This window comes from Streptomyces sp. W16 (genome assembly GCF_033194735.1).
Taxonomy (GTDB): Bacteria; Actinomycetota; Actinomycetes; order Streptomycetales; family Streptomycetaceae; genus Streptomyces.
The window spans coordinates 1-14,459 of sequence record NZ_JAWOAI010000065.1 but is presented as its reverse complement, the minus strand read 5'-3'; the positions used below and the strand labels follow the sequence as shown (position 1 = coordinate 14,459).

10 protein-coding genes and 1 pseudogene are annotated in these 14,459 nt (G+C 66.0%); 6 read left to right on the top strand and 5 right to left on the bottom strand.

Annotated features, from left to right (window positions below; translation table 11 throughout):
* Positions 1-26: 26 nt before the first annotated feature.
* On the top strand, positions 27-1,910 hold the full coding sequence (locus R6V09_RS11680; protein ID WP_317881311.1) for a hypothetical protein: 1,884 nt from the start codon (positions 27-29) through the stop codon (positions 1,908-1,910).
* A 1,073-nt stretch (positions 1,911-2,983) separates the two neighbouring features.
* Here the strand turns inward: R6V09_RS11680 and R6V09_RS11675 are convergent.
* Both R6V09_RS11675 and R6V09_RS11670 read right to left on the bottom strand, forming a co-directional pair.
* Positions 2,984-3,847: a hypothetical protein gene (locus R6V09_RS11675; RefSeq protein ID WP_317881310.1), complete on the bottom strand. Its 864-nt coding sequence runs from the start codon at positions 3,845-3,847 to the stop codon at positions 2,984-2,986.
* A gap of 357 nt (positions 3,848-4,204) precedes the next feature.
* A pseudogene (locus tag R6V09_RS11670) lies at positions 4,205-4,500 on the bottom strand (transposase); the annotation flags it as partial.
* 1,339 nt (positions 4,501-5,839) lie between these two features.
* Between R6V09_RS11670 and R6V09_RS11665 the strand changes: the two are divergent.
* The 3 genes from R6V09_RS11665 to R6V09_RS11655 all read left to right on the top strand — a co-directional run bounded on the left by R6V09_RS11665 (position 5,840) and on the right by R6V09_RS11655 (position 10,359).
* Positions 5,840-7,549 carry an RICIN domain-containing protein gene (locus tag R6V09_RS11665; RefSeq protein ID WP_317881309.1) on the top strand — a complete coding sequence of 570 codons (1,710 nt, stop codon included), beginning with the start codon at positions 5,840-5,842 and terminating at the stop codon, positions 7,547-7,549.
* Positions 7,550-8,000: 451 nt separating this feature from the next.
* Positions 8,001-8,996 carry an alcohol dehydrogenase catalytic domain-containing protein gene (locus tag R6V09_RS11660; protein WP_442810027.1) on the top strand — a complete coding sequence of 332 codons (996 nt, stop codon included), beginning with the start codon at positions 8,001-8,003 and terminating at the stop codon, positions 8,994-8,996.
* A 34-nt stretch (positions 8,997-9,030) separates the two neighbouring features.
* Positions 9,031-10,359, top strand: coding sequence for an MFS transporter (locus tag R6V09_RS11655; RefSeq protein ID WP_317881307.1), 1,329 nt, complete (start codon positions 9,031-9,033; stop codon positions 10,357-10,359).
* An 87-nt stretch (positions 10,360-10,446) separates the two neighbouring features.
* Here R6V09_RS11655 and R6V09_RS11650 read toward each other — a convergent pair whose 3' ends face one another.
* The 3 genes from R6V09_RS11650 to R6V09_RS11640 form a co-directional block, all read right to left on the bottom strand.
* Positions 10,447-11,217, bottom strand: a complete 771-nt coding sequence (locus tag R6V09_RS11650; protein WP_317881306.1) for a GntR family transcriptional regulator — start codon at positions 11,215-11,217, stop codon at positions 10,447-10,449.
* A 166-nt stretch (positions 11,218-11,383) separates the two neighbouring features.
* On the bottom strand, positions 11,384-12,067 hold the full coding sequence (locus tag R6V09_RS11645; protein WP_317881305.1) for a DAK2 domain-containing protein: 684 nt from the start codon (positions 12,065-12,067) through the stop codon (positions 11,384-11,386).
* 17 nt (positions 12,068-12,084) lie between these two features.
* Complete coding sequence (locus tag R6V09_RS11640; RefSeq protein WP_317881304.1) at positions 12,085-13,080, bottom strand: dihydroxyacetone kinase subunit DhaK; 996 nt, start codon at positions 13,078-13,080, stop codon at positions 12,085-12,087.
* 153 nt (positions 13,081-13,233) lie between these two features.
* Here R6V09_RS11640 and R6V09_RS11635 point away from each other — a divergent pair, with 153 nt between their 5' ends.
* Together R6V09_RS11635 and R6V09_RS11630 are read left to right on the top strand one after the other, a co-directional pair.
* Positions 13,234-14,016 (top strand): class I fructose-bisphosphate aldolase, encoded by a 783-nt coding sequence (locus tag R6V09_RS11635; protein ID WP_317881303.1) that lies wholly within the window; start codon positions 13,234-13,236, stop codon positions 14,014-14,016.
* Positions 14,017-14,069: 53 nt separating this feature from the next.
* A partial coding sequence (locus R6V09_RS11630; protein ID WP_317881302.1) for an FGGY family carbohydrate kinase occupies positions 14,070-14,459 on the top strand: 390 nt, incomplete at its 3' end.

Here is a 14,459-nt window from a genome sequence, read left to right as displayed (position 1 = left end):
AGAATGAAAGTACTCACAGAGGGAAAATGGACACGGGCAAAGAATTTCGCATTCAAATGGAAAGGTTGTTCTCCCAGGTCGCTGGTCGAGAACCTGCCGAGCTGCGGGATGCATATGTGGCCACTTTTCGGGATGGGCAACTTACTCTGGAGGGGTCCACTATCCCTGCCATCGTTCCTCTCTGGAAGCAAAGAGCGAGCGGGATCATCGTTCCCCAAAATCTGACGACACCTCACCCCCTGGACCTGTGCCTCGCCTACCTGACTGCGGAAGAAGTCTTCGGATTCTGTCCGCCGCCCGGCTACGTCATCTCGCAACTCCAGAGAATCCCGGTCGCTGACGTTCTTCTGTTCGTGTCACAGGTCTTGAATGAGGTGCGGATGCCTGGTGCCTCGCGGCGTGAGGTTGACCGCCGATACGTCGAGCAATGGTTCAACGGGGACACTAAGGCCAGAGCTCTAAATCTTCTAAGGAATCCCGAACGAGGACTGATCGTTCCGCAGGCGCTCTTCCTGCTTGCGAAACTCTCTCTTGTCTACAGTGGTGATGTATTGCTCCCGGGGGTTCGGCCAGGAAATATAGTGGCCGCGCTCATCACCTTGACTCAGTACCTTGGCCAGTGCCCAGAAGACGGTAAAGGAACGGTAATCGGTGACGCTCCAGGACCACTGGGTCGTGAGCTCATCGCAAATCAATACTTCAACAGTTCCAACGACTCGGCGAAGCTGATGGCACGTTTTACTCGCTGTTGGTATCAAATTCCAGCGGAGAGGGAGGGGGAACCGGGGATCTGTGATCTCGCAGGCGCGTATCAGACGGCAACTGGCGTTTCCCTCGCAGATCTCACCGTAGTTGGGTCGGTCTTGTGGGCCGCTGCTTTCAATGGAGGTCCGCATGTGGCACCGAGTTATCTTGCCACTCTTGGATGGGAGGAATCTCACCTAGAAGGAGTGTTGAAGCTGATTGTGTGCGACATCCCGGGATTTCGGGAGGTGATTGGGGCCGAGCGAGAGGAAGAGCGATCAGAGTGGTCTTTTGATGCTTTCGGTCGGTGGCCAGTAATTCGCCTCCATGATGACAGCCTGCTTGTGCTCGACCAAGAACTTCTTGTCAAGAGAATTTTTGGTTGGTTGCCATTCTTTGACATCAAATTCCCTCCCCCTGATTCGAAACCTCCCGGGCATCGAAAGCTCGTCGCGACGGCGGATCAGTGTTTGCGACACGTGGAGGAGATTTACGTCACGGAGATCCTGCACAGTATTGCCGACGGCGGTGCGGCTCGACGCGTCTACGACGATCCACAACTGCAGGCAGCTTTCCGTCAAAAAGGGCGGAGAATCGCTGATGTCGCGATTGACTACGGTGATGCCTGGGTTGTGGTTGAAATCACCACTACGACTCTAAAACGCGAGTCGGTCAAGGCTATTTCCGAGCAGGCGCAGATCGAAGATCTCGACAAGCTTGTCGGGGAAGTCGAGCAGATCGATGCAACCATCCAATCTCTCAGGGAGGGAGAAGCCCGACTAACGGATACCCCTACGGCAATCAAGAAGGTCTATTTTCCACTGTTGGTGATGGCCGAAGGATTTCCGGTCAACCCCGTGACGCTGACCGTTCTGCGGGAGCGGGTGAAAGCTCAGGGTCTTCTCGAAGGGGATGATGTTCGGCCCCTGGAGGTCGTCGATGTCGAGGACCTGGAGATCATTGAGGGCCTCCAAGAGGAGGGTGGTCCCAGCCTGCGAAGCATCCTGGACATGAAGAGGACGGCAGGTCTCAGCAAGTCCGCAGTCCGTGACTACATCATCGTCGAGCTTGGCCAGACGCCGCAGCGGTCACGGAGGGTCCACGCCTTGTGGGACCACACCGTCCGGCCTGTAGTGGAGGCTGTTGCTCATTTGGCGGGCGGTTGAGCAACATGCGGGAGTTCGTGTTTTTCAGCTGCACGCCAGCTCGCCTGTTTCACCGGCTCGCGGATCTGTGACGAGGACTGCCCGCGCTCTACGCGCCTTCCTGGGCTGTGGGAAAAGATCTTGATGACCGTGGGAAATAATCTTCGGGAAGTCGGTGTAATGCCTGACCAGCGCATTCCGTCGGTTCCCCCAGCACGCTCCCTGCCCAATGCCACGATTCGTAGGTCAACGCGCACCTGCCTATGTCGAACACGATCTTGGACAGGCAGGTGGCGGTGACAGAGGAGGACCAGAACTCGAGCCTGGGAGGCAGCCGCCACCCAAGACATGCACGGACGCCGCCCACGCTGCCGCCCGCGCGACCTACGGCACCCGCAGGATTCATCGCCAACTGCGGCGCGAGGGAGTCACCGCGGCTGATGCGCGAGAACGGACTGGAAGACGTCAGCGCCGCCGCATCGATGGGCTCCGTCGCGGACTCGTACGACAACGCAATGACCGAGGCGCTCAACGGCACCTTCAAGGCCGAGCTGATCGAACGCCAAAACCCCTGGCGAGACGCCGACCAGGTCCGAACGCGCCACCGGGCAGTGCGTGGGCTGGTACAACACCGAGCGCCTGCACTCTGCTCTCGTCTACCTCCAGCCCTAAGAGTTCGAGGCGGCCTACCACCGTTGCTCGGCCAGTCCGAACACAGCCAGAAACACACAAGATCGACCGCTACAAGGCTCGGGGCAGCGCCGAGTGGCTCCCGGCGAAGTGTCAGGCCGACGGCCCGCCGACCTCGGCAGTACGAATTTCGACAATTAGGTCGGGGTCCAGCCGTCGCCGACACCAGCATCACCCGTGTCGAGGAAGAGCCGGGACCGCACAGTCACACTTTCCGCTCGCAGTCCCGGGGTTCGCCTGAACCGAAGCGGTGGACAGGTCAACGCGCGCACCCCACCTCTGTGCGGCGCCCTTGCCCGATGCGCCTACGACGGCGCGCCCCGCCACCCCCTTGAAGGTGACGGGGCGCGCTGCTCTCCCGCGGTGGCGCCGCCGGCTTCCCGGCAGATCCTCCCGTGCCGGAATCAGTTTCGGCAGTCCGAGCTGTTCACCGCTCGGTCGTAGGCCACGTACTTGCCGGACGGCTTGCCCTGGGAGTTGAGCACGTTGGCCTTGGCGTCGTAGTAGGCGCCACGCGAGCTGATCTCGTTGTAGCTGCGGCCACGCCAGGTGGTGGTGTTCTCCTGACCACCGCCCGACTTGCCCCACGAGTACTTGTCGACGTGGAAGACCGGGTTGCTGCGCACCGTGCGCATCTCCGGGCGCAGCACCAGCCAACCCGTCCGGCGTGGGTTCACGGTGAGGGTGGTCGACACGGACCAGCCCGACTGCTTCGCGTACGACCAGCTGTGCTCGTAGCTGGCGCCGGCCTGGACCGAGAGGACCTTCTCCAGGATGGTCCAGTCGATGCCGATCGACCCGGAGACACTGTTGGTCGTGGTGCTCGTGGTGCTTCCGTTCGCCTGGACGGTCTGGCTGAGTCCCGAGCCATAGGCGCAGTTCACCAGGGGTTCGGTAACCCCCGTCTCCGAGCCGGTCCACGTCCAGCTCGACGACTGCGGGTAGTAGCAGGAGCCCTCGAAGCGCTCAAGACCCGATTGGAGGCTCTTGGCCGGAAGGCCGTTCGTGGTGTCCTTCGACACCTGGCCGGTGTTGACGTTGATCCACCAGTACGTCTTGCTGGTCGAGCCGGTGCACAGGCTCATCAACAGCTTGTCCGTGCTCCACGATTCGGTGCCTCTGATGTCGGTCGCTGCGCTTGCGGGCGAGACGAAGGACAGCGTCGAGGCGAGGGCCAGCGCGCCGACGGTGGCGATGCGCTTGATCGGGGCGCTTGTGCGGGCGGGGGCCTTGTTCGCCTTGGAGGACGACTTGAACGGGGGGTGCATGTGGTGGCTCACTCCTGGTGCCCAGACCGGCAGCGGCGTGCCGGTTGTACGCGATGAGGGGGAGGCAAAGGACTGCTTGCAAGTTCAAGCAGATTCACCGCACCCTGGCAGGGGTGTGTGTACTGAACGTGAACTCACGGTGGCGGGTGCGCTTCTGGCGCTTCGAAACCCTTTCGGGAGGCCGGGGCATGAGGTACGCGCAGGGTGGCGGGCTGACGCCGAAGAAGCGGGCGTCCGTGAATAGCTGAGGCTGGAAGCCGCGGAGTGGTTCGCACGTGGGTCGAAGGCCAGGGACGCCACGAGTGGGCTTCGGAGCGGAAAGCGTCAGGTGAAGAAGTGACGCGAGGGCGGGGCGGAGACGCGGGTGATGTCGACGAAGCCAGCGTCGTCGAGCCGGTGCAGCACGGCGTCGTGCGGGCGGCCCCAGACACCGGCCCGGGACCAGATCTGGAACCGGCGGCGAGCCGTCGACTTCGATATACCGAAGCCGAGCGCCAGCCGCAGACCAGAGATAGACGATGGCCTCAAACAGCGGCTCATCAGGTGCGCCTTCCCTCACCCTGCGGCTGCGCCCGCTGCGCAGGGATCAACTGCTTCGCGATCTCCCACAGCCCTTCCAGATCAATCCAACTCGTCGAAGCAGGTGATTTCATTCGCTTGTCCTGCACCCGCAGCGGGGTGACGGTGAGGTCGACGCCGGTGCCCCCTGCCAGCAGATGGGCGGCCGAGATCTCGCCGCGGTGCGAGCCCCCGGCATTCTTGCCGTCCACCATGAGGGCTTCGGCCCTGGTCGGATCGATCCGAGCAGGTCTGCCAAACCAGCGGGACAAGCGGTATTCAGCACCCGGCGGGTGGTCGCCGCGCTCGGTGCGATCCGCGCATCGAAGACCGTCGGGGCGAGGGCTCCGAGCCGAGCGAGCGCATCCCACGGGGCGCTTCGATGCCGCGAGTTGGCCGGCGTCTGCAGCCGCAGGCTCGGCGGCCTGATCAACCGATGCTGCTGGGTGGACAACTTGACCAGACAGATGCCGACGAACTGACGGCACATCGAAGCCCCGGGCGATACAGGCGGCTTGATCGGTCACCGGCATCACCGGAGCTTCGTTGCCTACGGACCGGGCCGACCACCCATCGACCTACCTTCGCGACCTGCACATCACGTGATCACCGGGACTTTGAAACCGCCTGGATGGCGACGGGTGCGCCGACACGTCAATACACAGTGAACCACCCCTCTGCGAAACACTTTCGAAACGCGTTGGTGACACGGATGCCCCACGCCCGAATAATTGGCCCATCCCCGCTCCCCGTCGGGGAGTTCAGAGGAGGTGAAGGGGTTGCCTTGTTCGCGATGGTACGAAGGCATCGGAACTGCGTTACAACCGCAGCCGGAACGGCAGGCTGCCCGCCTCTTTTGAACGGACCGCCACCCATCCGGTCCGCGTCGTCCGCGAAAGCACCGACAGAGACGTGACATCAGCAATTTCCCTGTCACTGTCAACGGTTGAGGGAAGCGAAACCCCGCCTTCCTCTGCGAACAGCTGTCGCGGACAGGTCGCTCGACTCCCTTCGGATTTCACGCACTGCGTGCCCTCGGCGGAATCGGGCGCGACGAGTGAATACAGCAGCGGTGGACGCATGCGTACGCCATAAGCCGTGAATTCGCCCACTCGCAACCAGGAAAACTGATACCCGAGAGCCCGACTCAACTGCGCCGATCCGCAGGCTCAGTCAGCGACTCGAACGCTTGGCTTCCCCTTGCCACGGCATGAACGGGCCGCTCCAAATGCCTGGGGGAAGACAAACCCACCTCCGCTTTGGCGCCGCCAAGCCGGAGAGGAACCACCGGCCGCCGGCATATGGATCCCGGCTCGCTCCGGACTCCAAGATCCGATCTTGTCTATCTTTTCGGGAGGAAAGATGAAAAGCACAAGACATCCGCGTAAAGCTTTGATCGTTGTTCTGGCTATAGCCGCGGCGCTGTGGACCTTCGTGACGCCTGCGCAAGCGTCCACGCCGAATCCCGCCACCCTCTACCAGCTCCCGAGCAACGCATCCTGCACGAAGGCAACCAACAACTGCGCGCTGTACCCGAAAACGGCCGTGCTGCCGAGCGGAAGGATCGTCGCGGCATTCGAGAAGTCGACGGTAGCCGCCTCGGGTTCGGCCGACGGCCAGACAATGCCGGTGTACAAGAGCGACGACAACGGCACGACCTGGCAGCAACTGGCAGACGTCAAGGCACCGGCGTACGCGTCGTCGAACCCCGCCTATTCCGCGTACGTCAGTAACTGGACCAACCCGTATCTGTACGTGCTGCCCCAGGCAGTCGGAAATCTCGCATCCGGCACACTGCTGTTGGCCACCGTCGTCTCGGGCGACGACTACAACTACCTCGACCAGAAGGCAGCCAACTCCAGCTACACGCCGACGCACGACGGCGACCGCAGCAACACGGCGATCGCGCTCTACTCGAGCACCGACTCGGGCGCGACGTGGAATGTCGTCAACGTCATCACGACGGGCAGCTGGTCCAACGGCGCGAACTACCCGGCCACCGAGAACACCAACCACCAGAACGACCCCGTCTGGGAGCCGTACCTGATGGTCTACAACAACCAGCTCGTCGCCTACTACTCCGACGAGAACGACTACACCGGCTACGACTCGTCGACAGGCGTCCCGACGCTCGACCCGAACAACGCCACGACTCCGGATCCCTCCACACAGATCCTTGCGCACCGGACCTGGGACGGCGTCAGCTCGTCGTGGAGCAGCCCGGTTGTCGATGTCTCCGGGACGACGGTCACCAATTCGTCCGGTTACAGCGAGATCGGCGGCGGCCGCCCCGGCATGACCAATGTCGTCCAGACCAGCGACGGCAAGTGGATGATGACCTACGAATACTGGGGTGGCGGTGACAACGTCCGCTACAAGATCGCCAGCGATCCGCTGCACTTCTACTCGGTGGGCGGTACCGCGGGTACCGGCGTCACCTCGCTCTCGGTGACATCGGGCTCCAGTGCCCTGTCCCGTGGAGGAAGCCCGGTACTCATGCGCATGCCGAACGGGCGGATCCTCTTCAACGCCGCGGGCAGCGGGGACGTCTGGACGAACGCCAGCGGAAGCAGCACCGGCGCGTGGACGCAGCAGCACACGACGATGGCGTCCTCCTACAGCCGCAGCCTCGCCTACATCCCCAACACGGGCCGAGTCGAGATCGTCGGCGGGACGACCACCATCTCCTACGCGGACATCGACTTCGGGAACTCCACCGGCGCGTACTACAAGCTCGTCAACGCCAACAGCGGTAAAGCCCTTGGCGTGTACGCCGCGGACCTGCACGACGGGCAGAACGTCGTGCAGTGGACCGACAACGGGTCGGCCGACCAGTTGTGGCACGTCACGGATGTCGGCAGCGGATACAGCACGCTGCTCGACAAGAACAGCGGCCGAGCCCTCGGCATCCTGGCGGCCAGCACGGCCAGCGGCGCGAGCGCCGTGCAGTGGGTGCAGAACAGCGGCAACGACCAGCAGTGGCAGGTGGTCGCCGTCGGCTCCAACTACAAGCTGGTGAACCGCAATTCGGGTCTCGCCCTCACCGTTTCCGGAGCAGCCACCACCGACGGCGCGCAGATCGTCCAGCAGGCGTACACCGGCGCCACCTCTCAGCTGTGGTCCCTGGTGCTGGTGTCCTCCTAGACACCGGCACGCCTCAACGGCCGGGCTCCCGCCAGGGAGTACGTGAAACACGTTCATGGGCCGGCGCGCGGTGTGGCGCCGGCCCTTCGGCATCGGTCGAGCGGGGCATCACCTCGGCCCCCGACGGACACGCTCGCGCCGGGCCCAATCGCCACTTGTCGGCGCACCGCCCTCGGGATACCCGATGCCTCGCCCTTCGGCCCGACGCGGCCCGCATCGACCGTGCCCATGCGGGTGGGCTGCGACCCGGCCCTTGAAGATCTGGACATGGTCCACGACGCCCGCCTCAGCACGGACAGGTTGGGCAAATTATTGTACGTACAGTACGTAACGTATGGACAGGATGGGTGGGACCGCCTACCGTGCTGGGTGTTCGCCGGTGCAGGGACACCATCGGCGGCCTGTGTGGCTGGGTTCTTTGCTCAGCGCGAGCCGGTGAGAGGACGCGACGATGCGTGCGGTAATCCTGGATGGACGGGGATCCACTGAGATCCGAGAGCTGCCTGATCCTGAACCCGGCCCCGGCGAGGTCGTGATCGCTCCCGCCGCGGTCGGCATCTGCGGCACGGACCTCCATCTTGCCGAAGGGGACTACCCGACCGGCCGCTTCCCGGTCGTGCCCGGTCACGAGTTCGCCGGCACGGTGGTGTCCGTCGGCCTCGGCGTCGAACGATTCGCTGCCGGAGACCGCGTGTGTGTGGACCCGAACGTCGCGTGCGGAGTGTGCGAACAGTGCCAGGCCGGGGCGACGAACCTGTGCTCGGAGCTGATCGCGATCGGGGTGACCATCGACGGGGCCTGTGCCGAGTTGGTGCGCGTGCCGAACAAGGTGGTGTACCGACTGCCAGAAGGGCTGGACTTCGCCACAGGAGCTCTGATCGAGCCGCTGGCCTGCGTTCTGCATGCTGCCTCGCGTATCCGCCCGTTCAAGGGTCTGCGAGTGCTGGTGTACGGGGCCGGCTCGATCGGCTTGCTGGCCGTGGCCTACGCCAAGGCCCAGGGGGCCCAGTCCATCGGTGTCATCGAGCCGAGCGCGGTACGCCGCGACGCGGCCGCGGAGTTCGGTGCCGATGCGGTGCACGCACCGGGTGAGCGGGCCGCCGGTCATGACGTCGACCTGGTCATCGAGGCGAGCGGTCATCCTTCGGCCGTGTCGGACGCGCTGGAGCGGCTGGCCAAGCGCGGGACGCTGCTACAGATGGGCGTGGTCAGCCCCGAGGCGTCGATCGACCTGTTCCCCTACGACCTGTTCGACCGTGAACTGTCCCTGGTGGGCTCGCAGTCGCTGGCGACCGCCTACCCCGACGCGGTCGCTGCGGTAATGGACCTTCCGCGCCTGTCGGAGGGCATGGTCACCCATACCTTCGGCCTTGAGGACTACGCCGCTGCCCTTGAGGCTGCCCGGTCCGACGCCGCCCGCAAGGTTCACGTCCTTCCGCAGCGGTGATGCCACACGCTTGTCGAGACGATTGAAGACGCTCATGTCCGCATCTGTTTCGCCGGCCCGCAGTGAGCAGGGCCTGATCGACCGGCTCGGCCTGCCACGTCCGTTGGTGTGGGGGTTCGTCGGTCTGCTGTTGTTCATGATCGGCGACGGGGTCGAGTCCGGCTACATCTCCCCCTACCTGGCCGACCACGGCGCTGGCTCGGAGACCAGGGCCGCGGTCGCCATCACCGTCTACGGCGCGGTGGTCACGGCCGGGTCCTGGCTTTCGGGGGCCCTGTCGGATGTGTGGGGGCCGCGCCGGGTCATGTGGCTGGGCCTTGCCGTCTGGGGCAGCCTGGAGGTCGTCTTCCTGGCCGTCGCCCTGCCCACCGAGAACTATCCCCTGATGCTGCTGGCCTACGGCCTGCGCGGTTTCGGCTATCCCTTCTTCGCCTACGGCTTCCTGGTGTGGGTGCTGGCCGGCAGTCCCGCGCACCGGCTCGGCTCGGCCGTGGGGTGGTTCTACTTCGCCTTCACCGGCGGCCTGCCGACCCTCGGCTCACTCCTGGCCAGCGGCAGCGAACCGCTGATCGGCGAATACGCGACCCTGTGGATCTCCCTCGTGCTGGTCGTCACGGGCGGCATCACCGCGCTGACCGGAATCCGTCACGCGACGGGCGGCGAGCGTCTTGCGGCGCCGGAGGTGTCCGCGGGGCGCAGCATCGCCAACAGCTTCGCCATCCTCTTCTCCCAGCCGCGCATCGCGATCGGGTGCCTGGTGCGGATCGTCAACACCGCACCGCAGTTCGGGTTCCTCGTCTTCTTGCCCACGGTGTTCGCCGACGACCTGCACTTCGGCACCTCGGGGTGGCTGCAATTGGTGTTCGTCCTGGGCGCGGCGAACATCTTCGCCAATCTCTTCTTCGGAGTGCTCAGCGACCGTCTGGGCTGGCACCGCACCCTGCGCTGGTTCGGCTGCGTCGCCTCCGCGGTCAGCTCCCTGTGCCTGTACTTCCTGCCCGCCCACCTCAGTGACCGGTACTGGGTGGCTGTGCTGTGCGCGGCGCTGTACGGCATCACCCTGGCCGGTTTCACGCCGATCTCGGTGCTGATGTCGCTGATGGCCCCCGGGCAGAAGGGCAACGCCATCGCGGTGCTCAACCTCGGAGCCGGTGCCGCCACCTTTGTCGGGCCGCTGATCGTGACGGTGTTCCTGGGCCTGATCGGCCCGGGCGGGGTGACGGTCGTCTTCGCCTGCCTGTACGTGCTGGCCGGGATCGCGGTGCGCTGGCTGCGGATTCCCGAGGAATCGCAGCAGGCGGTGGTGGAAGGTCTCCCCTTGGCGCAGGTCACCGCCCCGGCGGCCGAACGGGCCAGCGCGTGACACGGACCCCGGCCAGGGAAGAGCGGCGGCCACCGTGCGGGTGCACGGTGGCCGCCCTCTGCCGGATCGCGTCGCCGGTGCCGGGGTTCAGGAGCTGCCGGTGGCGTCCACGTTGACTTCCAGGGGAACGATGTCGCTGCGGACCCAGGTGTCGTAGACGTCGAAGTGCTGCCCTGTCGGAGTCCACGAGGTGGAGCGGATGTGCAGGGTGGGCGTGGTCGGCTTGATGTCCAGGGCGGCGGCGATCTCGGGGGACGGCGCCACGGCCCGTACCGAACGGTGGGCGCCACCGAGGCTGTATCCGGCGGCCGCGAGCGCCTGGCTGAGGGAGGCCTGGCCGTCGAGCACGTCATGGGCTGCGGCGATCGCGGGAACCAGGTCCGGCGGGCTGTAGTTGATGCTGTACAGCGCGGGCACACCGTTGAGGGTGCGCAGCCGGACCAGTTCGTAGCCGGCAGTGTTCTCCGGCACCTTCAGCTGCTGGCACGCGAACGCGGGCAGGATGGTCGGCCCGTGGCGCAGCACCTGGGTGGTCACGGAGGTGTTCTGGTGGCTGAGGGCGTTCTCCAGGAAGCCCTGGGGCTGCTGGATGGTCCAGCCCTCGTCCTCGGCAGGCGGCTGGGTGGCGAAGACGCCCCGGTTGGTCACCCGCGTCACCAGACCCTGGGACTCCAGAACCTGCAACGCCTGGCGGACCGTCGCCCTCGACAGCCCGAACTCCTTGCCCAGCTCGTTCTCGCTCGGAAGCCTCTCGCCCTGCGGGATCTCACCACCGGTGAGCCGGTGCTCCAGTGCTTCGACGAGCTGCTGGTAGTAGGGCGTCGAGGACTGCCGGTCGATGGCCCCCGATAGCGTCACGGTGCGCTCCCTCCGCTGACCCCGGCAGTGACGGCAATGCCGGGGTTCTTCATCGTAATGCGCCGTCTGTACTGTCCGGACCATCCAGTCAATGTGACCCGCCGGAGCGATAGAAGACAGTGGGGGTGGGGCCACGTACGGCCGCACCCCCGCTGTACACGGTGCGTCAGGCGTTGATCCAGCCGGTGTCCGGGACCGGGCCGGCGGTGGACTGCGCGGCGGCCGCCGCCTGGAGCACGATGGCGGCCGCGGCCGCCCCGGGATCAAGCACCCCGCGGGCCACCTCCCCGACATAGCTGGCGCGGCCCCGCTTGGCGACCAGGTCGGCTGTGCTGCGCGCACCCTCGACGGCTGCCTGCGCGGTGCGATCGAGTGCCTGGAGCGGATCAGTGCCGGGCAGGAGCGATTCCAGAGTCCGGGCGGCGGGCACGAGCGCGTCGATCATGGTCTTGTGGCCGACCTCGGCCTTGCCGTAACGCTGCACCGTGGCCACGGCGGCGGTCAGCCCATTGGAGAGTTCGCCGAGGGTGGGCTCGCCGTCGTCGGAGCAGTGGGCGAGGTCGCGGAAGAACATGCCGAACAGCGGGCCGCTGGTGCCGCCGGTGCCGAGGAAGCCGCGGGAGACGGCGGTCAGCCAGCCGCGGTAGTCCTGCGGCTCCTCCGCGTCGATGCTCTGCTGGGCCCGCCGGAGGGCGGAGGCGATGTTGTTGCCGAAGTCGCCGTCGCCGGTCAGTCGGTCGAGTCGGCCGAGGTCCTCGGCGCGGCCCTGGAGGAAGGTGCTCATCAGGATCTCGGTCCAACGGTTGCCGAAGCCGTCGGCCAGCGTGATGTCCACGGATGTGTCGGTCATGGTGCGTCCTTGTCTTGTCACCAGGTCAGGGCGGGGGTCCGCACGGGGGCGTCCCACAGGGGAAGCAGGTCGGCGTCGGCGGGCAGCAGGGTCACCGATATCCCGTGCATGTCCAGGGACGTCACGTAGGAGCCGGCCAGGGAACGCTCGATCGTGACGCCCAGATCGCCGAGGTGATGGTGGACGGTGCGGGCCGCCACGGACAGGTCCAACGGGGATGTCCCGCCGAGACCGTTGATGATGGCGATCACCGCCGAGCCCCGCCGGAGCCCGAGGGCGGCGACGACGGGGTCGACGAGCTGGGCGATGAGGGTGTCTGCGTCCGCGAACGGGATACGGCGCCTGCCGCGTTCGCCGTGAATCCCCACGCCGAGTTCGACCTCGCCGTCGGGCAGGACGAAGGCGGGTTCATCGGCGCCGGGATGAGTGCCCGCGGTCAGTGCGAGGCTGAGGGTGCGGGCGCCCCGTGCGACCCGTCGGCCGAGGTCGGCCACTTCGACCAGGTCGGCCCCCGCTTCCGCGGCGGCGCCGCAGATCTTCTCCACGGCGAGTACGGCGGCGGTCCCGCGCCTGCCGGGCCCGTCGTCCTCCGCATCCGTGGCGAGGTCGTCGTCGACGAGTACGACCTCGGTCTTGACCGAATCGTCCTGGGCGAGTTCGCCGGCGATCTGGAAGTTGAGGACATCGCCGGTGTAGTTCTTCACGATCTGCACGACTCCGCGCCCGGAGTCCGCGGCGACCGTGCCCGTATGGACCTGCAACGCCGTCGGGCTGGCGAACAGAGCGCCCGGCACCGCGACATCGAGCATGCCGGCGCCCACGAAGCCGGCGTGCAGCGGCTCGTGGCCCGAGCCCCCGCCGGAGACCAGTCCGACCTTCTCCCTGGCCCGCTGTGCCCGGGTGACGATGCCCGCCGCGCGGTCGTAGGCGAGCAGCTGTGGATGTGTCAGAGCGAGCCCTTCGAGAGCTTCCTCTGCGGCGTGCTCGGGGCGATTCACGATGTGCCGGTGCATGGCGCCGTGCTCCTTTGCTCGGGTCTTGACCGGTCTCACGCTAGAGCCTACTGTTCGGACAGTCCAGACTGTACGTACAACTTAGTGGTAGGCGAGACCGCACCCCGCCCGACCAGCGGATCACGCGCTCACGACGAGAGGGACAAGACAGCCATGTCCATGGAATACCGGATGCGCCGCACGCTCCCCAGCGACCGGGTCGCCATCATCATGCCCGTCGACCACGGGCTGATCTTCAACCGCATCGAGGGCCTGGAGACCCCTTCCGCGCCTTTCGCCACGTGGGGCGACAAGGACGTCACCGGCTTCATGATGACCCCTGGCCAGGTCAAGCAGACCGAAGCCTTCTTCGCCCGCAACCCGCACCTGACGCGCGTACTGACCATCGACACCTTCTACGACTACGCCCAGAACGACGGCGGCGGCTCCCACGGCCTCATCACCACCGTCGAGGAGGCTGTCCGCATGGGCGTGGACGCCGTCAAGATGCTCTTCCCCTGGAACGTCTCCCGCGTCGAGCAGGCCGCCCTGTGCAAGCGCGTCGGCGACGTAGTCACCGCCTGCGACGCCTGGGACATCCCGCTGATCCTCGAACCCGTCCTCATCGGTGCCCCGCGCACGGAAGAGGTCATCGTCGAAGAGGAGAAGATCGCGCGCATCGCCTATGACCTCGGCGCCCACATCATCAAGATCGCCTTCCCCGGGGAGGAGCGCACCCGCCGCCTCGTCGAAGAACTCAAGGTGCCCCTCGTGATCGCCGGCGGCCCGCTCGCCGGAGAGCCTTCCGAGACCGTCGACGCCATCGCCCAGACCATCCGCGCCGGTGCACGTGGTGTCATCGTCGGACGCAACATATGGCAGCGCGAGATCGACGTCGCCGAGAAGCTCCTGTCCGAGGTCGCCGCCCTCACCCGCAGCGTCAGCTTCGACGACTGATCCGCGCCGCAGGGACATGAGCCGCCGCGTCGATCGAAGGAGATGACAAGCGCGTGGGAACCTCGCCGCAACGGGCGGATGCCGTACTCGGTATCGACATCGGCAGCACGAACGTCAAAGTGGTGGCGCTCGACTCGGCCGGCCACGTCGTCACCCGCATACGCCGCGCCACCCCGAGGTCCGTCGACGATCCCTCGATCGACGCGGCACGGCTCTTCGAGTGCCTCGAAGAGATGGCCGTCGAGGCCTGTGGGGAGCGCTACGCCATCGCAGCGCTCTGCGCTGCCGGCATCGGTGAGGACGGTGTTCTGACCGATGCCTCGCTCACGCCCCTCACCTCGGCGCTGGCCTGGTTCGACCCCCGCCGCGCCGATCTGTTCGGCGAGCTGCGGCACCACCTCGACCCCGCCGACGACGTCGGCACCTCCACCGACGCCGCCCGC

Coding starts and splice junctions, on each gene's coding strand:
- R6V09_RS11680 (WP_317881311.1), top strand. CDS start 27: ATGGACACGGGCAAAGAATTTCGCATTCAAATGGAAAGGTTGTTCTCC.
- R6V09_RS11675 (WP_317881310.1), bottom strand. CDS start 3,847: ATGCACCCCCCGTTCAAGTCGTCCTCCAAGGCGAACAAGGCCCCCGCC.
- R6V09_RS11660 (WP_442810027.1), top strand. CDS start 8,001: ATGCGTGCGGTAATCCTGGATGGACGGGGATCCACTGAGATCCGAGAG.
- R6V09_RS11655 (WP_317881307.1), top strand. CDS start 9,031: ATGTCCGCATCTGTTTCGCCGGCCCGCAGTGAGCAGGGCCTGATCGAC.
- R6V09_RS11645 (WP_317881305.1), bottom strand. CDS start 12,067: ATGACCGACACATCCGTGGACATCACGCTGGCCGACGGCTTCGGCAAC.
- R6V09_RS11640 (WP_317881304.1), bottom strand. CDS start 13,080: ATGCACCGGCACATCGTGAATCGCCCCGAGCACGCCGCAGAGGAAGCT.
- R6V09_RS11635 (WP_317881303.1), top strand. CDS start 13,234: ATGTCCATGGAATACCGGATGCGCCGCACGCTCCCCAGCGACCGGGTC.